This is a genomic window from Micromonospora sp. WMMA1976 (assembly GCF_027497335.1).
In the GTDB taxonomy this organism is placed as follows: Bacteria; Actinomycetota; Actinomycetes; order Mycobacteriales; family Micromonosporaceae; genus Micromonospora; species Micromonospora aurantiaca.
The window spans coordinates 90,379-109,289 of record NZ_CP114912.1; the positions used below are offsets into that span (position 1 = coordinate 90,379).

Sequence of the window (18,911 nt, forward strand, 5' to 3'; positions counted from 1 at the left end):
TCTCGGGTCACCTGTGCGCTACCGGAAATGATGCATGGAAGCGCTCCCATACATCAATGCCCCGACGGCCCTACCCTCATGCACCCGTCCCACCAACCAGACACCTGGGCACCCGCGGAGCCGCACGGCCCAGCTTGATCGACACCAGTTCGGGGAAGTGGCGGGGTCCAGCACCTGTCGATACCGCAACCTCCCCGAAGTGGCGGCGGGCAGCCCCAATCGGCCTGGTGCGGTCAGGCGGGTGGGGCACCGGCCGCCTGAGCTGGGCGGGCCGCCCGGTCGTCCTGCCGGGGCAACACCTCGCCGCGCTCCGGGCCGCCCGAGTCCGGGCCGGCCACCGCCTCCGGGCCGGCCACCGCCTCCGGGCCGGCCACCGCCTCCGGGCCGGCCACCGCCTCCGGGCCGGCCACCGCCTCCGGGCCGGCCACCGCCGCCTCGCCGCCGGCCGTGGCGAGGTTGGTCAGCACCACGTCGAGGACCTTCACCGCCTCCGCCTTGGCCAGCGGGTTGTTGCCGTTGCCGCACTTCGGGGACTGGACGCAGGACGGGCACCCGGTCTCGCACCCGCACTCGGCGATCGCGTCCCGGGTGGCGCGCAGCCAGGCGGCGGCGGTGGCGTACGCCCGCTCGGCGAAACCCGCGCCGCCGGGGTGACCGTCGTAGACGAAGACGGTGGGCGCCTCGGTGTCCGGGTGCAGCGCGGTGGACAGCCCGCCGATGTCCCACCTGTCGCACGTCGCCATCAGCGGCAACAGACCGATGGCGGCGTGCTCGGCGGCGTGCAGCGCGCCCGGCACGTCCGCCGCCTCGACACCGGCGGCGGTCAGCGACTCGGGGGAGAGCGTGAACCACACCGCCACGGTGCGCAGCTCCCGGGCGGGCAGGTCCAGCGGGCGCGTGTCGATCACCTCGCCGGTGGCGATGCGCCGCCGCTGGTACGACACCACCTGGCTGGTCACGTCCACCTCGCCGAGGAACAGGCCGACCGGGCCGGCGTCCACGTACGAGCGGACCGACACCACGGACAGCGAGGTCACGTCGCGGGCGTGGGTGGACCAGTCCGGCTCCTCGGCGTGCACCAGCGCGCACCCGTCGGCCAGGTCGAGCGAGTCGACCACGTACGAGACGCCCTGGTGCAGGTAGACCGCGCCGGTGTGCAGCAGGAAGTGCGCCGACCCGCCGTCGACGGTGCCGAGCAGCCGTCCGGTGGACTCCTCCACCACGCACACCGGGGCGCCGCCCTCGCCTCGCAGGTCGACCTCGGGGCGTTCCCGGTGCCGCCAGTACCAGCCGGTGGGCCGCTGCCGCAGCGCCCCCGCCTCGACCAGCGAGTCCACCGCCTCCTTCGCGCCCTCACCGAACAGGTCCAGGTCGGCCGGGGTGAGCGGGGACTCGTGGGCGGCGCAGGCGAGTTGCGGCGCGAGCACGTACGGGTTGGCCGGGTCGAGCACCGTCGCCTCGACCGGCCGCCCGAACAGTGCCTCCGGGTGGTGCACCAGGTAGGTGTCGAGCGGGTCGTCCCGCGCCACCAGCACGGCGAGCGCCTCGTCGCCGGAGCGCCCGGCCCGCCCGGCCTGCTGCCACAGCGACGCGCGGGTGCCGGGCCAGCCGCAGATCAGCACCGCGTCCAGCCCGACCAGGTCGACGCCGAGTTCGAGCGCGTTCGTGGAGGCGAGCCCGAGCAGGTCGCCGTGCAGCAGCGCCCGTTCCAGCTCGCGGCGCTCCTCGCGCAGGTAGCCGGCCCGGTAGGCGGCCACCCGGTCGCCCAGCCCGGGCACCGCCTCGTCGAGCGACCGCCGGGCGTTCGCGGCGACCACCTCGGCGCCCCGGCGGGACCGTACGAACGCGAGCGTGCGTACCCCCTCGACCACGCTGTCGGCGAGCAGGTCGGCGGTCTCCCGCAGCGCCGAGCGCCGGACCTGGACGAGGTCGGCGTCGGCTGACGAGTCGGTGGGCGGCAGCAGCGGCGGCTCCCAGAGCGCGAACGTCACCCCGCCGCGCGGCGACGTGTCCTCCGTGACGGCGGTGACGGGCAGGCCGGTGAGCCGCCCGGCCGCCGTCGCCGGGTCACCCGAGGTCGCCGAGGCCAGGAGAAACACGGGGGTACGCCCGAAGCGCGCGCACTGCCGCCGCAACCGCCGCAGTACGTGCGCGACGTGTGAGCCGAAGACCCCCCGGTAGGTGTGGCACTCGTCGACCACCACGTACGCGAGTCGGCGCAGGAACCCGGACCAGTGGGCGTGCCCGGGCAGGATGCCGTGGTGCAGCATGTCCGGGTTGGTCAGCACGAACCGGGAGTGCCGGCGGATCCACTCCCGCTCGGCGCGCGGCGTGTCCCCGTCGTAGGTGGCGGGGCGTACCCCGTCGAGTTCGAGACCGGCGACGGCGCGGAGCTGGTCGGCGGCGAGCGCCTTGGTCGGCGCCAGGTAGAGGACCGTGGCGCGCGGGTCGGCGAGCAGCGTGCTCAGCGCGGGAAGCTGGTACGCCAGGGACTTGCCGGACGCCGTGCCGGTGGCGACCACCACGTGCCGGCCCGCGTACGCCAACTCGGCGGCCTCGGCCTGGTGCCGCCACGGGGCGGTGACGCCGCGCCGCGCGAACGCCGCCCGCAGTTCCTCCGGCGCCCAGCCGGGCCACCCGACCGGCTCGCCGGCGCGGGCCGGGACGCGTTCGACGTGGGTGACCGGGTCGGTGCTGTGACGCAGCCGCAACCGGCGCAGCAGCTCGCCCGGCGCACGCCGCGGGCCGGGGCTGTGGTCGGTCACGTCCTGCACTCTCGCACTGGTGTTCGGAATTGGGAACCGCAGGGTGGGGGTATGGGGAGGGCGTGGCCGGTGACCCGAGAGGGCCGCACGGGGGGATGGTTAGATGCCCAGGAGAGTTTACCGAGGAGGGACCGATGGAGCTGTCGCTGGCGACCCGCGCCGTGGGGGAGCACACGGTGCTCGAGGTCGGTGGTGAGGTGGATGTCTACACCGCCCCCCGCCTGCGGGAACGGCTCCTGGAGTTGATCGACGGCGGGGCCCGCCACGTGGTGGTCGACCTCGGCCGGGTGGACTTCCTCGACTCGACCGGGCTCGGTGTGCTCGTCGGCGCGCTCAAGCGGCTGCGCTCGGCCGGTGGCTCGTTCGCGCTGGTCTGCGACAAGGAGCCGCTGCTCAAGATCTTCCGGATCACCGCCCTGGACCAGGTCTTCCCGCTGCATCCGACGGTCGACGCGGCCATCGCCGCCGACTCCACCGGCGCGTGATGGCGACCGTCAAGCTGTCCTTCTCTCCGGCCCCGGTGCACGTGCGCACCGCCCGCCTGGTCGGCGTCGCGGTGGCCCGGCGGGCCGGCGTACGCGAGGACCTGCTGGACGAGGTGCGCCTGGCCATCGGTGAGGCGTGCACCCGGGCGGTGGCGCTGCACCGGCAGTACGGCCTGGCCGACCCGGTGTACGTGGAGATGTCCGACGGTGGCGGCTACACGGTCCGGGTGGTGGACCGGGCCCCGATCGAGGCGGGTCTCGGCCTGGCCGCGCTCGGCCCGGACGAGCTGGCCAAGGAGTCGCTCAGCGAGGACGCGCTCACCACCGGCGTGGGCTTCGCGCTGCTCGCCGGTTTCGTGGAGGACCTCCAGGTCCGCCCGGTCGACGACGGCGTCGGCACCGAGGTACGGATGTCCTGGCCGGCCGGCCGCGCCTGACCGATTCGCACACGCAGGCCGCGTTCCCCGCGAGGGGGGCGCGGCCTCGTCGTATTGGCCGCGCCATATATCAGATTTCTTCGCATAACACAGTTACGAAGATCATCGAGACACGGTGCCCCCTCGGTGTGACCTCCGCCACGCCGGAGGGCTACAGTACGCGGGTTGTCAGCAAGTGATCCCATCCCGTAGCCAGCGGGAACGGGAGTTCATCGCTGGTCCGCCGGGGTGGGTTGGCGCGCGCTTGCGAGTCCGCATCCAGGCGTCGGCCCGTGCGTCTCCACAGGTCGGCGCGAGTTGTTCGGTACAGGAGGACATAGATGTCCGGGACCTTGGCCGCCGACGGCGGCGCACTGTCCCTTACCGGAGCCAACGTGACGTACGTCGTCATCGCCGCGGTCATCGCGCTGGTGGCGCTCGTCTTCGCGGCCGCCCTCACCAGGGCGGTCCTGGCGGCCGGTAAGGGAACCACAAACATGCAGGAGATCTCCGGCGCGGTGCAGGAGGGCGCGTCGGCGTACCTGCTGCGGCAGTTCCGCACACTGGCGATCTTCGTGGTGATCGCCGTCGTGCTGCTCTTCCTGCTGCCGGTGCACGACACCGACGGCAACGAAACGCTGGTGAAGGTCGGCCGCTCGGCGTTCTTCGTGGTGGGTGCGCTGTTCAGCGCGTTCATCGGCGGCGCCGGCATGTGGCTGGCCACCCGCGCCAACCTGCGGGTGGCGGCGGCCGCGCGGGAGCGGGAAGGCGGGCGCGAGGGCGCCATGAAGATCGCCTTCCGCACCGGCGGCGTGGTCGGCTTCCTCACCGTCGGCCTCGGCCTGTTCGGTGCGGCGCTGGTCGTGCTGATCTTCCGGGGTGACGCCCCGACCGTGCTGGAGGGCTTCGGCTTCGGTGCCGCGCTGCTCGCCATGTTCATGCGGGTCGGCGGCGGCATCTTCACCAAGGCCGCCGACGTCGGCGCCGACCTGGTCGGCAAGGTCGAGCAGGGCATCCCCGAGGACGACCCGCGCAACGCCGCCACCATCGCCGACAACGTGGGCGACAACGTCGGCGACTGCGCCGGCATGGCCGCCGACCTGTTCGAGTCGTACGCGGTCACGCTCGTCGCGGCGCTGATCCTCGGCCGGGCCGCGTTCGGCGAGACCGGCCTGGTCTTCCCGCTGATCATCTCCACCATCGGCGTACTGGTCGCGATCGTCGGCGTGTTCATCACCCGGCTGCGTGCCAGCGACCGCAACGGCCTGACCGCCATCAACCGGGCCTTCTACCTGTCCGCGCTGATCGCCGCGGTGCTCGTCGCGATCGCCGCGTTCGCGTACCTGCCCGCGACGTTCGCCGAGCTGGAGGGCGGGCTGACCGACGTCGACCGCAACCCGCGGCTGGTGGCGATCGGCGCGGTCGTGATCGGTATCGTGCTGGCCGCCGCGATCCAGGCGCTGACCGGGTACTTCACCGAGACCAACCGGCGCCCGGTGCAGGACATCGGCAAGAGCTCGCAGACCGGCGCGGCCACCGTCATCCTCGCCGGTATCAGCGTCGGCCTGGAGTCGGCCGTCTACTCGGCGCTGCTGATCGGCGCCGGCGTCTTCGGCGCATTCCTGCTCGGCGGCAGCTCGATCACGCTGTCGCTGTTCGCGGTAGCGCTGGCCGGCACCGGCCTGCTCACCACCGTCGGCGTCATCGTCGCGATGGACACGTTCGGCCCGATCTCCGACAACGCGCAGGGCGTGGCCGAGATGTCCGGCGACATCGACGAGCACGGCGCGCGGACGCTCACCGAGCTGGACGCCGTCGGCAACACCACGAAGGCGATCACCAAGGGCATCGCGATCGCCACCGCGGTGCTGGCCGCGACCGCGCTGTTCGGCTCGTACACCGACACGCTGCGCTCGGCCTACGAGGACGCGGGCGTGGGCGACGTCGGCACCGAGATCCTCAACTCGCTCAACGTGTCCAACCCGCGCAACCTGGTCGGCCTGATCATCGGCGCGGCGGTGGTCTTCCTCTTCTCCGGCCTGGCCATCAACGCGGTCTCCCGCTCGGCCGGCGCCGTGGTGATGGAGGTACGCCGCCAGTTCCGCGAGCTGCCCGGCATCATGGACCGCACTCAGCGGCCCGAGTACGGCAAGGTCGTGGACATCTGCACCCGGGACGCGCAGCGCGAGCTGATGACCCCCGGCCTGCTGGCCATCCTGGCCCCGATCGCTGTCGGCTTCGGCCTCGGCCCGGGCGCGCTGGCCGCGTACCTGGCCGGCGCGATCGGCGCGGGCACGCTGATGGCGGTGTTCCTGGCCAACTCCGGTGGAGCCTGGGACAACGGCAAGAAGCTGGTGGAGGACGGCGCGTACGGCGGCAAGGGCTCGGACGCACACGCCGCCACCGTCATCGGCGACACCGTCGGCGACCCGTTCAAGGACACCGCCGGCCCGGCGATCAACCCGCTGATCAAGGTGATGAACCTGGTCTCGCTGCTGATCGCCCCGGCCGTGGTGGCCTGGAGCGTGGGCGACGACCAGAACAACCCGCTGCGCATCACGATCGCCGTGGTGGCCGCGCTGATCATCGCGGCCGCCGTGGTGTTCAGCAAGCGCAAGGGTGTGGCGATGACCGACGAGGACAGCGGCGCCGGCACGCCCGACCAGCGTCCGGAGACGGTGAACGCCTGATCGCACGCGACGGTTCCCGGCCGGCCACGGCCGGCCGGGAACCCCGTACCCGGCAAACCTGACCGGTGGCGGTTCCGCCCGGAGGTCGTACGCTGCTTCGCATGCGTACGCGCCGGGCGGCAACCGCCGGAAAGCTCACGGTGGTCCTGGCCACGCTGGTCCTCGTGCTCACCGGGTGCGGTGGCGGTCCCAGCCCTCGGGTCTGGGCCGCGTCGGTGTGCCAGGCGCTCACCCCGTGGCGCGCGGAGATCTCCAAGCTGACCAGCAGCACGCAGCAGCAGATGACCGCGCAGACCACCCCTGCGCAGGCCAAGGAGAACCTGGTCCGGCTCTTCGCCGGCGCCGAGCAGGCCAGCGAGACGGCCCGGCGCAAGGTCGAGGAGGCGGGCGTACCAGAGGTCGAACGCGGCGCCGAGGTGTCCGCCGGATTCCTCGGGTCGCTGAGCAAGATGCGCGACGCGTACGGCCGGGCCCGGGGCGCCATCGACCGGCTCGACACCGCCCAGGCCGGGCCGTTCTACGACGGCGTGCGCGCCGCCGTGGACACGCTCAACAAGGAGTACGACGCGAGTGCGCTGGACACCAGCAAGCTCAACTCGACCGAGCTGAAAGAGGCCTTCGACGAGGTCCCGGAGTGTCGCTGACCCCTCCCACCCCGAACCCCGCCCGCCAGCCCTCACTGTTCTCCACCGAGGCGGCCGATCCGGCCCTGGCGGATCTCGCCGGCCTGCTCGCCGGGCCGGGTGAGGTGGGGCGGATGGGCGGCACGGCCCGGATCTCCGTGGTGGTCGACGCCGCCTGGCGGGTGCACGTGCTGGTGGCCGAGCTGGGTGCCCGGGGCGTGCCGGCGAGCTGGGAGCCGACCGAGGACGGGCGGCACCGGGTGCGCACCGCGTACACGAGCATGCTGGCGCCGCTCGCGCGGGCCTGGCTGCGCGGTGGTGTGAAACGGCCGCCGGCCCGCTTCCACCTGGACGGACGGCGGCTGCGGCTCTGGGCGGCCGCGGCCGGCACGGCCGAGCCGGCCGGGTTCCGGCTGCGGCTCGGACCGGCCGACGAGCCGTCCTGGCCGGTGGTCCGCGCCGCGCTGGCGGCGGTCGGCCTGCCGGCCGCGTTCGTGGAGCCGGACGACGGCGGACCCGCGTTCCGGATCGGCGGGCGGCGCATGTCACGGCTCGCCGAACTGGTGGGGGAACGGCCGGCCACGGCGCCGGCGGCCGAGTGGCCGGGCTCGCCCGGCTGACCGCCGGGTGTCCGAAGCCGGACACCCGGCGACGGCTGCGCCGGGTGTACGCGATCGTCACAGTGACCCGCCTGTCGCCCTACCCACGGTGTACCGTGACGCCGTCCGGCAGGGTGCGGCCGGCGGTCGCCGGGAGGGCGGCCCGTTTGCCGCCCACGAAACCCGGAACGCGGACGGCGCGTTACGTTGGACATCCGGACCGCCTCTGGTCCGGGTGGCGCAACACGGCCCGAAGCGGGCATGGCGTAGGAGTGAGGTCGGGGAGAGACGTGCCGAGCAACGCTGGAACCACCCGTCTGGTCATCGTCGAGTCACCGGCGAAGGCCAAGACGATCTCGGGCTACCTCGGCCCGGGGTACGTCGTGGAGGCCAGCTTCGGCCACGTCCGGGACCTGCCCCGCAACGCCGCCGACGTCCCGGCGAAGTACAAGGGCGAGCCGTGGGCGCGCCTCGGCGTCGACGTCGACAACGGCTTCCACGCCCTCTACGTGGTGTCGCCCGACCGTAAGCAGCAGATCAGCAAGCTGGTGAAGCTGGCCAAGGAGGTCGACGAGATCTTCCTGGCGACGGATGAGGACCGCGAGGGCGAGGCCATCGCCTGGCACCTGGTGGAGACGCTCAAGCCCAAGGTGCCGGTCAAGCGGATGGTCTTCCACGAGATCACCAAGCCGGCCATCCAGGCCGCCGTGGCGAACCCCCGGGAGATCGACCGCGACCTGGTCGACGCCCAGGAGGCGCGGCGCATCCTCGACCGCCTCTACGGCTACGAGGTCTCGCCGGTGCTGTGGAAGAAGGTCATGCCGAAGCTGTCGGCGGGCCGGGTGCAGTCCGTGGCGACGCGGATCGTGGTCGAGCGGGAGCGCCAGCGGATGGCGTTCCGCACCGCTGAATACTGGGACATCCTGGCCACGCTCGCGGTGGCGAAGCCGGGCGAGGGCCCGCGCACGTTCAACGCCACGCTGGTCGCGCTGAACGGTGACCGGATCGCCACCGGCAAGGACTTCGAGCCGACCACGGGTCGTGTCCGGGCCGGTGCGGGTGTCGTCCACCTCGACGAGGGCGGGGCCCGGGGGCTGGCCGCGCGCCTGGCCGACCGGCCGTTCACCGTCACCCGGGTCGAGGAGAAGCCCTACCGCCGCCGCCCGTACGCGCCGTTCATCACCTCCACGCTCCAGCAGGAGGCGGCCCGCAAGCTGCGGTTCTCGTCGCAGCAGACGATGCGCACCGCGCAGCGCCTGTACGAGAACGGCTACATCACCTACATGCGTACCGACTCGGTGAACCTGTCCGAGACGGCCATCGCGGCCGCCCGTCGGCAGATCGTCGAGCTGTACGGCGAGCGCAGCGTGCCGCCGGAGCCGCGCCGCTATACCGGCAAGGTGAAGAACGCGCAGGAGGCGCACGAGGCGATCCGCCCGGCCGGAGACAACTTCCGCACCCCCGGCGAGGTGGCCAAGGAGCTGTCCGCCGAGGAGTTCAAGCTCTACGAGCTGATCTGGCGGCGCACCATCGCCTCGCAGATGACCGACGCGGTCGGCTCCAGCGTGTCGGTGCGCATCCGCGCCGTCTCCTCCGCCCAGGAGGAGGCCGACTTCGGCGCGACCGGCAAGACCATCACCGACCCGGGCTTCCTGCGTGCGTACGTCGAGTCCAGCGACGACGAGAACGCCGAGGCCGAGGACGCCGAGCGGCGGCTGCCCACGCTGGTCAAGGACCAGCCGCTGACCGCCGACGAGCTGGCTGCGCAGGGCCACCACACCCAGCCGCCCGCCCGCTACACCGAGGCGTCGCTGGTCAAGGCCCTCGAAGAGCTGGGCATCGGCCGGCCCTCCACGTACGCGTCGATCATGCAGACGATCCAGGACCGCGGGTACGTGGTGAAGCGCGGTCAGGCCATGATCCCGTCGTTCCTGGCGTTCGCGGTGATCGGGTTGATGGAGCGGCACTACCCGCGCCTGATCGACTACGACTTCACCGCCAGCATGGAGAACGAGCTGGACGAGATCGCCGGTGGTGACCATGCCGCCGTCGACTTCCTCACCTCCTTCTACTTCGGCAGCACAAACGGCACCGGCGACCAGGCCATCGCGCACGCCGGTGGCCTGAAGAAGCTGGTCACCGAGAACCTCAGCGAGATCGACGCGCGCAGCGTCAACTCCATCCCGCTGTTCACCGACGACGAGGGCCGCGAGGTCGTCGTCCGGGTCGGCCGGTACGGGCCGTACCTGCAGCGGGCGCTGCCCGGCTCGGCCTCGGGCCCGGCCTCGGCCGCGGGTGAGGGTGAGGGCGAGGAGAGCGGCTCGCAGGGCGACCGGGCGCCGATCCCGGAGGGCCTGGCGCCGGACGAACTGACCCCGGAGAAGGTGCACGAGCTGTTCCTGGGCGGCGGCGGTGAGCGCAAGCTCGGCGACGACCCGTCAACCGGCGAGCCGATCCTGCTCAAGTCCGGCCGGTTCGGCCCGTACGTGGCCAGCGGCGAGCGCAAGTCGTCGCTGCTGCGCTCGCAGACGCCGGACAGCCTCACCCTGGAGCAGGCGTTGCAGCTGCTGCGCCTGCCCCGGCTGATCGGCGTGGCCCCGGACGGTGCCGAGGTCGTCGCCAACAACGGCCGCTACGGCCCGTACGTCAAGCGCGGTGACGAGTTCCGGTCGCTGGACTCGGAAGACAAGATGTTCACCGTCACGCTGGACGAGGCGCTGGCGTTGCTGGCCGCCCCGAAGACGCGTCAGCGCCGGGCCGCCGCGCCGCCGCTGCGGGAGATGGGCAACGACCCGCTCACCGAGAAGCCGCTGGTGATCAAGGACGGGCGCTTCGGGCCGTACGTCACGGACGGCGAGTTCAACGCGTCGCTGCGGCGCGGGCAGACGCCGGAGGAGCTGACGCTGGAGCAGGCGTCGGAGATGCTGGCCGAGAAGCGCGCGAAGGGCCCGGCGCCGAAGAAGAAGGCCGCGAAGAAGGCCGCCCCGGCGAAGAAGGCGGCGGCTGCGAAGAAGACCACGGCGGCCAAGAAGACGACGGCCGCGAAGAAGACGACGGCCAAGAAGGCCGCCCCCAAGAAGGCGACCTCAACCCCGAACGAGTGATCTTGGTACGGAGGCGCCCCTGGAAGGGCGGGTCCGTACCAAGATCTCAGCCGGGCCAGCCTGAGGATCGCAGGGCGGCGCGCAACTGGGTCACGACGCGGGTCGGGTCGTTGCGGACGGCCCACGCGGGGAAGCGCAGGACCCGGTCACCGGTGGCCCAGACGTCGTTCTGCCGCTGCATGTCCGCCCAGGCGGTCTTCGGGTCGAGGTGCTGCCCACCGTCGATCTCGACGTGCACCCGCCACCGCTCGAACCAGACGTCCAGGTAGCGCCGCCGCCCGGTGGCGTCACGCCGGACGACCTGGAGGGACGGTTCGGGTAACCCGGCCCGCCGGACGAGATCGAGGAAGTCGATTTCGGCGAGGGAGTGAGCGCCGCCGGCCGCGTCCGTGGCGGTCGCCAGGATCAGCCGGCGCCGACGTGCGCGAGGGAGCCGCTCCAGCACCCGATGCAGGTCGTCGCCCCAGACCAGGCGTTGCTGGAAGCCTGCCGCGATGACAGCCCGTGCCTCCTCGTCGGTCGCCGCCCACTGTGCCGCGTCGACGAGCGAGCGGGCCGGCATGGTCCGGCGGGGCTTGCCGACGTCCAGCACGTCCTCCGGCGGCAGTGCGGTGGTGCGATGGATCCGCACACCCGGTGGCAGGGTTCGCGTCTGATGCCGGGCCGGCAGCAGCAGATGCACCAGCCGGCTCTCGTAGCGCCGCAGGCCCCATGCCTGGGCCGCGGTGAGTCCACCCAGCGTCGCTGCCGGTCCCGCCGCGAGCACCGCCACCCAACGCCACTCTTTCGGACCCACCGGCCCGTTGTGGGTGACGTAGACGCGCCGGTGCGCCTGCCGCCAGCGCCCGCTGCCCAGCCGGTGCCGGATCGCCTTCTCGGACAGGAACCGTCGAGCCTGCGTCGCTTCGAGCACCCGTTCCTGATGGAACAGCAACCAGCTCAACTCGTCCGCGTCATCCCCCGGCATCTCCACACATGAATCTCACCCGCTGTCCCGTCGTCCCTGCTGCCCCTGTGGACAGCCGCCGAGATCTTGGTACGGGAACGCCCCTCCAGGGGCGCCCTCGTACCAAGATCTTCAGCTGCCCAGGACCTGGGACAAGTACGGGTTCTGGAAGATGCGGGACGGGTCCAGGCGGGTGCGGACGGACTGGAAGTCCGCGAACCTCGGGTAGGCGGTGGCCAGCGACTCCGCGTCTCGCCAGTGCAGCTTGCCCCAGTGCGGCCGGCCGCCCAACTCCGCCGCCACCTCCTCGAACGCGCGGAAGTACGGCTCGTACGGCATGCCCACGTACTGGTGCACGGCGATGTACGCCGAGTCCCGCCCGTACGAGTGGGACAGCCAGATGTCGTCGGCGGCGGTGAACCGGACCTCGACCGGGAACAGCACCTTGAACGGCAACCGGTCCACGATCCGGCGCAACTCCGCCAGCGCGGTGGGCAGCGCCTCGCGTGGCAGGCCGTACTCCATCTCCACGAAGCGGACCCGGCGCGGCGTGCAGAACACCCGGTCGGAGCGGCCGGTGTAGGTGCGTTCGGTGAGCGCGCGTGCGGAGACGGCGCTGATCGTGGGTGCGAGGGCGGGCACGGCGCGGCCGAGGCGGCAGGCCCCGGCGAAGACGGTGTTGGAGAGGAACTCGTCGTCCAGCCAGCCGCGCCAGCCGGGCAGTGGCTGGTCGTCGGCGGGTACCCGGTCGTTGGTCTTGACCTGCACCCGGTCGGTGTACGGGAACCAGTAGAACTCGGCGTGGTCGTGCGCGTCGTAGAGGCCGGGCAGGTCGTCGAGCACCTCGGCGAGCGGGGCCGGGCGTTCGTGTGCGCGCAGCACGAAGGCGTCCACGCAGCGCAGCGTGACCTCGACCAGCACGCCGACCGCGCCGAGCCCGACCCGGGCGGCGTCGAACACGTCACGGTTCTCCTCGGCCGAGCAGCGCAGCACCTCGCCGGTGCCGGTGACGAGCGTCAGCCCGACCACGAAGGTGGACAGGCAGCCCAGTTTCGCCCCGGTGCCGTGGGTGCCGGTGGAGAGCGCACCGGCAATGGTCTGGGCGTCGATGTCGCCCAGGTTCGGCATGGCGAGGCCGTGCCCGGCGAGCAGTTCGTTGAGCGTGTGCAACGTCATCCCGGCCGGTACGGTGACCAGGCGGCGCGCCACATCGACTTCGACGTCCGTCTCCAGCGCGGCGAGGTCGATCCGGTGCCCGTCGGCGACGGCGGTGGCGGTGAAGGAGTGGCCGCTGCCGGTGGCCCGGATGGTCCGGCCCGCCGCCGCGGCCTGGCGCACCGCCTCGGCTACGTCGGAGACGCTGTGCGGGCGCACGGTGAGGAGCGCGGTGCTGTGCTGGTTGCCGGCCCAGTTGGACCAGGTGGCGGTGGTACCGGTCATCGCGGCCACTCCTCGACATGAATATGAACTGAATTCATATCAGGAACGTTGTGCCTGGTAAATACCGCAATCGAGCCCGGCTCGTTGTACCGGTAGTCACAGACTCGTGACGTGCAGATATGTTCATCCGTCGAAGGGGGGTGGCGCCGAGTGTCCACACCAGCCGCCACGACCGGGCCGCTGCGTCGGGTACCGGTGCAGGGTCGAAGTGTCGCGCGGGTCCAGCGGATGCTGGACGCCTGCGCCGAGCTCGTCGACGAGGTGGGGTACGAAGGGCTGACCACGACCCTGCTCGCCGAGCGTGCCGAGGTGGCGATCGGGTCGGTCTACCAGTTCTTCCCGGACAAACGGGCGATCGTGCAGGCGCTGACGCTGCGCACCATGGAGTCCTACCTCCAGCGGCTCGACGAGCGGTTCTCCTCGGACGACCTGACCCACTGGTGGGACGGCGTCGACGCGGCGATCGACGAGTACATCTCGATGCACCGCACCGTCCCCGGCTTCCGTACCCTGCACTTCGGCGACGTGGTCGACCTGCACCTGCTGGACGACCAGCGGGACAACAACGGGGTCATCGCGGAGCAGCTCGCCCGCGTCCTCACCGAGCGTTTCGGCCTGGCCGGGGTGCCCGACCTGCGGTTCCACCTGGAGGTCGCGGTGGAGGCCGCTGATGCCCTGATCAAGCTGGCCTTCCGCCGCCGCACCGACGGCGACGAGCGGGTGCTGGTCGAGGCGAAGGCGCTCATCCGGGAGTACCTGCATCGGCAGGTGAACGCCCCCACGGAGGCCGCCCACCAGGGCTGAGCGGCACGCCGAGCGGCGGGTTCCCGGGTGCGCCGGGGCCCGCCGTCGTCACGTGGTGGGGCAGAGCCGCGGGGCGGCTCAGAGGAAGGCGTGCCCCTCGCCCCGGTAGGTCGGCACGGTGGCGACCACCGCGTCCCCCTCGATCAGGTGCACCTCGTTGACGTGCTCGCACAGCTCGCCCGCCTTGGCGTGGCGGAACCACACCCGGTCGCCGACGCGCAGGTTGTCGGCGGCCTTCCCGGCCAGCGGGGTCTGCACCTCGCCGGCGCCCTCCGCGCCGAGCAGCTTCAACCCGTCCGGCAGCCAGGGCCGCGGCAGCCGGCTGTCCGCCGCCGGGCCGGAGGCGATCCAGCCGCCGCCGAGCACCGTGGCCAGCCCGGGCGCCGGGCGGCGGACCACCGCGCAGGCGAAGAACGCCGCCGGGGTCGGCTGCCAGGCACGGTACGCGTCGAACAGCGTCGGCCCGTACAGGCCGGAGCCCGCGGTGACCTCGGTGACCGCGGGGTCCGCGCTGGTGGCGGCCACGCTGCCGGTGCCGCCGCCGTTGACGAACTCCAGGTCGGCGTGCTCGCGTACCGCACCGACCGCGGCCGAGCGGCGCGCGAGCAGTTCCCGGTACGACCCGCGCTGCGCGACCCGGATCGCCGAGCCGAGCATCGCCTGTCCGGGTGGTGCGTCGCCGAGGCCGGCGATCTGTGCCTCGTACGACATCAGGCCGACCAGCCGGAAGCCCGGCCGGCCGGCGACGGCGGCGGCGAGCGCGCCGGCCGCCGTGGCGCTGTGCACCGGGGAGCGGCGCACGCCGACGTGCACCCGGCCGCCGAGTGGGCGCCAGGAGGCGTCCAGGTCGAGGCAGATCCGCAGCGCGGGGCGGCGCGCGGGCGGGCACACCGCGTCGATCAGGTCGAGCTGTGCGGTGTCGTCGATCATCAGCGTCACCGCGTCGGCGAGCGCGGGGTCGGCGGCCAGGTCGGTGAGGCCGCCCCGGTGGGCCGTCGGGTACGCCACGAGCACGTCGTCGCTGACCCCGGAGCGGACCAGCCACAGCGCCTCGGGCAGCGTGAAGGCCATCACGCCGTGCCACCCGGGCCGCTTGAGCGCCCGGGTCAGCAGCTCGCGGACGCGTACCGACTTGCTCGCCACGCGCAGCGGCTTGCCGCCGGACCGGCCGGCGAGCGCCTCGGCGTTGGCGTCGAACGCGGTGAGGTCGACCACCGCGTACGGCGGGTCGAGGTGAGCGGTCGCCCGGTCGAGACGATCGCGAGTTTTGTCACGGTCGATGGCCACGTCTGCACGCTAACTGTCTGGACGGCAATGCGAAATACCCTCGCGTCTGTCCGGGCTGCGGGCGGTGGTCCCGGCGGCCTAGGCTCGGCGAGCAGGTGAATGTCGCGGGGGACGACCCTTCCTGCGCGACTAGAGTGTTCCACCGGGGATGCCCAGACCTGGGCCGGCACGTGGAGGTACGGCCATCGAAAGCCAGAACAACGGCGAGTCGCCCGGCGTGTCGTCGCCCGGGACAGCCGCCGACCACTCCGGCGTCGCCGCGATCCGCTCGGTGCTGCGCATCCGGCCGTTCCGCAGGCTGTGGATCGTGCTCAGCGCGGCCTCCTTCGGCGACTGGCTCGGCCTGCTCGCCACCGCGCTGTTCGCCGCCTCCCAGGTCTCCGGCAGCACCGCCCAGGGCGCCGCGTTCGGTGGCGTGACCGCGATCCGGCTGCTCCCGGCGCTGGTGCTCGGCCCGGTGGCCGGTGTGTTCGCCGACCGGTTCGACCGCCGGTGGACGATGGTCATCTGCGACCTGCTGCGCTTCGTGCTGTTCGCCTCGATCCCGCTGTACGCGCTCACCGGCGCCGCGGGCGGGCTGGTGGTCGGCTGGGCGCTGATCGCCACCTTCCTGATCGAGTCGATCACGTTGATGTGGATCCCGGCCAAGGAGGCGGCGGTCCCCAACCTCATCCCGCGTACCCGGCTGGAGGCGGCGAACCAGCTCACGCTGATCACCACGTACGGCCTCACGCCGGTCGCGGCGGCCATCGCCCTTGCCGTGCTGGACCGCGGCGTCCGCGGCGCGGTCGGCGGCGACCTGCCCGACTGGGCCGAACCCGCACAGCTCGCGCTCTGGTTCAACGCCTTCTCCCGGCTGGCCACCGCGCTCGTGGTGGCGTTCGGGATCAAGGAGATCAGCCACGCCCAGCGCGGCGAGGCCGAGCGCTCCGAGCAGAGCATGTTCCGGCAGTTCTCCGAGGGCTGGAAGTACATCGGCAAGACCCCGCTCGTCCGCGGCCTGGTGCTGGGCATCTTCGGTGCGTTCGCCGGCGGCGGCATCGTGGTCGGCACCGCCAAGTTCTTCGCCAACTCGCTCGGCGCCGGTGACGCCGCGTTCTCGCTGCTCTTCGGCGCGATCTTCGTCGGCCTGGCGCTCGGCATCGGCCTCGGGCCGATGATCGTGCGGGACATGTCCCGCCGCCGCTGGTTCGGCATGAGCATCGTGCTCGCCAGCGCCTCGGTGCTGGTGCTCGCGTTCGCCATCCACCTGTCGATGGCCATCCTCGGCGCGATCCTGGTCGGTGCGGGCGCCGGCATGGCGTTCCTGGCCGGCACCACGCTGCTCGGCGGCGAGGTGGCCGACGAGGTGCGCGGCCGGGTCTTCGCGGTGGTGCAGATCGGCACCCGGCTGGTGCTGATCCTGGCCATCGCGCTGAGCAGCCTCCTGGTCGGCGTCGGTGGCTCCCGCCAGCTCACCATCGCCGACCTGGGCATCTCCATCTCCTCCACCCGCCTGCTGCTGCTCGCCGCCGGCGCGGCCGGCATCATCGCCGGAATCAGCGCGTTCGGCCAGATGGACGACAAGAAGGGCGTACCGGTCCTCGCCGACCTCTGGGGCTCGATCCGGGGCCGCCCGCTGATGCCGGCCGAGCCGTTCGTCTCCAGCGGCCTGTTCGTGGTCTTCGAGGGCGGCGAGGGCGCCGGCAAGTCCACCCAGCTCGCTCAGCTCGCCGACCGGCTGCGCGCGCAGGGCCGCGACGTGGTGGTCACCCGGGAGCCGGGGGCCACGCCGGTCGGCGAGCGGATCCGCTCCCTGGTGCTCGGCACCGCCCCCGGCGAGGCGCCGTCGCCACGCGCCGAGGCGCTGCTCTACGCCGCCGACCGGGCGCACCACGTGGCCACCGTCGTCCGCCCGGCGCTCGTACGTGGCGCTGTGGTGATCAGCGACCGGTACGTCGACTCGTCGCTCGCCTACCAGGGCGCCGGCCGGACGCTTCCGGTGGACGAGGTCTCCTGGCTCTCGTCCTGGGCCACCGGCGGCCTCAAGCCCGACCTGGTGGTGCTGCTCGACGTCGAGCCGCGTACCGGCCTGAGCCGGGTCGAGGACCGCGCCGAGGGCACCGACCGGCTGGAGGCCGAGTCGCTGACGTTCCACGAGCGGGTCCGGTACGCCTTCCTCGACCTCGCCGCCGGCGACCCGAAGCGCTACCTGGTGCTCGACGCGTCCCGCCCGATCGACGAGACCGCCGACCTGGTCGCCCGCCGGGTGGGCGAGCTGCTCGCCGATCCGGCCGGCATCGTGCACCCCCGTCCGGCGCAGGGCCCGGACACCTCGGTCCAGCCCGAGTTATCCGACGCGGAGCTGGTGACGATGGAGCAACCCCGACGATGACCGACGTCTTCGGCGATCTGGTCGGGCAGGACGAGGCGGTGGCCATGCTGCGGCGGGCCGCTGCCTCGGCCGCCGCCCTGCTGCGCGCGCCGGTGACGTCCCCCGCGGGCGGATACGACGACCTCGACGCGCTCGCCGAGGAGCACGACGGTGACCCGGGCCCGGCTGCGCCGGCCGACCCGGGCGGCGGCATGACCCACGCCTGGATCTTCACCGGGCCGCCCGGATCGGGCCGCTCGGTGGCCGCCCGCGCCTTCGCCGCCGCGCTGGAGTGCGTGCACGGCACCGGCTGCGGCACCTGCCCCGGCTGCCACACCACGCTCGCCGGCACCCACGCGGACGTCCGTCTCGTGGTGCCCGAGGGCCTGTCCATCGGCGTCAACGAGATGCGCGCGCTGGTGCTGCGGGCGGCCAGCGCGCCGTCCGGCGGCCGGTGGCAGATCGTGATCATCGAGGACGCCGACCGGCTCACCGAGGCCGCCGGCAACGCGCTGCTCAAGGCGATCGAGGAGCCGCCGCCGCGTACCGTCTTCCTGCTCTGCGCCCCGTCCACCCATCCGGACGACATCTCCGTGACCATCCGGTCGCGCTGCCGGGTCGTACCGCTGCGGCAGCCGCCGCCCGCAGCGGTGGCCGAGGTGCTGGTCCGCCGCGACGGCATCGCGCCCGACGTGGCCGAGTGGGCCGCCGCGGCGGCGCAGGGGCACGTGGGCCGGGCCCGGCGGCTGGCCCGCGACCCGGAGGCCCGGCAGCGGCGCGACGCGGTGCTGGCCGTACCGCGTCGGCTGACCGGCGTGGGCGCGGCGTTCGACGCGGCCTCGGCGCTGATCGAGGCCGCCGAGGCGGAGGCCGCCGCCTCGGTCGCGGAGATCGACGAGGCGGAGCGTACGGCGTTGCAGACCGCGCTCGGCGCGGGCGGCACCGGCCGGGGCGCGGCCGGCGCGATGCGCGGCGCGGCCGGTCAGCTCAAGGACCTGGAGAAGCGGCAGAAGTCGCGGGCCACCCGCGCCCAGCGGGACGCGCTCGACCGGGCCCTTGTCGACCTGGCCGGGTTCTACCGGGACGCGCTCGTCATGGCGCTGCGGGCGCCGGTCGCCCCGGTGCACACCGACACCGCGTCGCTCGCCGGTGCGGGCGCGCAGAAGTGGGACGCCGAGGGCTCGCTGCGCCGCCTGGAGGCGGTGCTGGAGTGCCGCGCGGCGATCGAGGCCAACGTCAAGCCGCGGATCGCGGTGGAGGCGATGATGCTGGCCCTCTGGCGCGGCTGAGCCGGCCCCTTCCGCACTGTCCACAGGGCATCGACACGCGCGATTGGCGTGCGGTACGGTCCGGTGATGCCGCGGTGACCGAGGCGGCACGCTCAGTGAAGGCCGGACCG

13 protein-coding genes are annotated in these 18,911 nt (G+C 72.9%); 9 read left to right on the top strand and 4 right to left on the bottom strand.

Translation table 11 applies throughout. The features are described 5' to 3' along the window. Nucleotides 1–233 precede the first annotated feature (233 nt). Nucleotides 234–2,765, bottom strand: coding sequence for a DEAD/DEAH box helicase (locus O7546_RS00445; protein ID WP_281600344.1), 2,532 nt, complete (start codon nucleotides 2,763–2,765; stop codon nucleotides 234–236). Between the two features lie 134 nt (nucleotides 2,766–2,899). Between O7546_RS00445 and O7546_RS00450 the strand changes: the two genes are divergently transcribed. The 6 genes from O7546_RS00450 (at nucleotide 2,900) to topA (ending at nucleotide 10,682) form a co-directional block, all read left to right on the top strand. Continuing rightward, a complete protein-coding gene (locus O7546_RS00450; protein WP_013283649.1) occupies nucleotides 2,900–3,250 on the top strand; it encodes an STAS domain-containing protein in 351 nt (116 codons plus the stop codon). Next, entirely contained in the window at nucleotides 3,250–3,687 is a 438-nt protein-coding gene (locus tag O7546_RS00455) for an ATP-binding protein (protein WP_013283650.1), read from the top strand. Before O7546_RS00450 ends, O7546_RS00455 begins: the two co-directional genes overlap by 1 nt. 320 nt (nucleotides 3,688–4,007) lie before the next feature. Then, nucleotides 4,008–6,356, top strand: a complete 2,349-nt coding sequence (locus O7546_RS00460) for a sodium-translocating pyrophosphatase (protein ID WP_194798940.1) — start codon at nucleotides 4,008–4,010, stop codon at nucleotides 6,354–6,356. 101 nt (nucleotides 6,357–6,457) lie between these two features. Next, a complete protein-coding gene (locus O7546_RS00465; RefSeq protein WP_194798939.1) occupies nucleotides 6,458–7,000 on the top strand; it encodes a hypothetical protein in 543 nt (180 codons plus the stop codon). Then, nucleotides 6,991–7,599 carry a hypothetical protein gene (locus tag O7546_RS00470; RefSeq protein WP_194798938.1) on the top strand — a complete coding sequence of 203 codons (609 nt, stop codon included), beginning with the start codon at nucleotides 6,991–6,993 and terminating at the stop codon, nucleotides 7,597–7,599. The genes O7546_RS00465 and O7546_RS00470 overlap by 10 nt, the downstream gene beginning before the upstream one ends. A 269-nt stretch (nucleotides 7,600–7,868) precedes the next feature. Next, nucleotides 7,869–10,682, top strand: a complete 2,814-nt coding sequence (gene topA, locus O7546_RS00475) for a type I DNA topoisomerase (RefSeq protein WP_194798937.1) — start codon at nucleotides 7,869–7,871, stop codon at nucleotides 10,680–10,682. A gap of 46 nt (nucleotides 10,683–10,728) precedes the next feature. Here the strand turns inward: topA and O7546_RS00480 are convergent, their stop codons facing one another. Together O7546_RS00480 and O7546_RS00485 are read right to left on the bottom strand one after the other, a co-directional pair. After that, entirely contained in the window at nucleotides 10,729–11,649 is a 921-nt protein-coding gene (locus O7546_RS00480) for a DUF559 domain-containing protein (RefSeq protein WP_194798936.1), read from the bottom strand. Nucleotides 11,650–11,760: 111 nt separating this feature from the next. Continuing rightward, nucleotides 11,761–13,077, bottom strand: coding sequence for a D-arabinono-1,4-lactone oxidase (locus tag O7546_RS00485; RefSeq protein ID WP_194798935.1), 1,317 nt, complete (start codon nucleotides 13,075–13,077; stop codon nucleotides 11,761–11,763). Nucleotides 13,078–13,296: 219 nt separating this feature from the next. Between O7546_RS00485 and O7546_RS00490 the strand changes: the two genes are divergently transcribed. Next, the gene (locus O7546_RS00490; protein ID WP_047893935.1) at nucleotides 13,297–13,872 is read left to right on the top strand and encodes a TetR family transcriptional regulator; all 576 of its coding nucleotides are present in this window, start codon (nucleotides 13,297–13,299) and stop codon (nucleotides 13,870–13,872) included. Nucleotides 13,873–13,950: 78 nt separating this feature from the next. Here O7546_RS00490 and O7546_RS00495 read toward each other — a convergent pair whose 3' ends face one another. Further along, nucleotides 13,951–15,159 (bottom strand): amino acid deaminase/aldolase, encoded by a 1,209-nt coding sequence (locus tag O7546_RS00495; protein WP_194798934.1) that lies wholly within the window; start codon nucleotides 15,157–15,159, stop codon nucleotides 13,951–13,953. Between the two features lie 307 nt (nucleotides 15,160–15,466). Here O7546_RS00495 and tmk point away from each other — a divergent pair, with 307 nt between their 5' ends. Together tmk and O7546_RS00505 are read left to right on the top strand one after the other, a co-directional pair. Next, nucleotides 15,467–17,533, top strand: a complete 2,067-nt coding sequence (gene tmk / locus O7546_RS00500; RefSeq protein WP_281601131.1) for a dTMP kinase — start codon at nucleotides 15,467–15,469, stop codon at nucleotides 17,531–17,533. Next, entirely contained in the window at nucleotides 17,530–18,801 is a 1,272-nt protein-coding gene (locus tag O7546_RS00505) for a DNA polymerase III subunit delta' (protein WP_281600345.1), read from the top strand. The genes tmk and O7546_RS00505 overlap by 4 nt, the downstream gene beginning before the upstream one ends. Nucleotides 18,802–18,911 lie beyond the last annotated feature (110 nt).

Coding starts and splice junctions, on each gene's coding strand:
- O7546_RS00460 (WP_194798940.1), top strand. CDS start 4,008: ATGTCCGGGACCTTGGCCGCCGACGGCGGCGCACTGTCCCTTACCGGA.
- O7546_RS00480 (WP_194798936.1), bottom strand. CDS start 11,649: ATGCCGGGGGATGACGCGGACGAGTTGAGCTGGTTGCTGTTCCATCAG.
- O7546_RS00465 (WP_194798939.1), top strand. CDS start 6,458: ATGCGTACGCGCCGGGCGGCAACCGCCGGAAAGCTCACGGTGGTCCTG.
- O7546_RS00450 (WP_013283649.1), top strand. CDS start 2,900: ATGGAGCTGTCGCTGGCGACCCGCGCCGTGGGGGAGCACACGGTGCTC.
- O7546_RS00505 (WP_281600345.1), top strand. CDS start 17,530: ATGACCGACGTCTTCGGCGATCTGGTCGGGCAGGACGAGGCGGTGGCC.
- O7546_RS00490 (WP_047893935.1), top strand. CDS start 13,297: ATGCTGGACGCCTGCGCCGAGCTCGTCGACGAGGTGGGGTACGAAGGG.
- O7546_RS00455 (WP_013283650.1), top strand. CDS start 3,250: ATGGCGACCGTCAAGCTGTCCTTCTCTCCGGCCCCGGTGCACGTGCGC.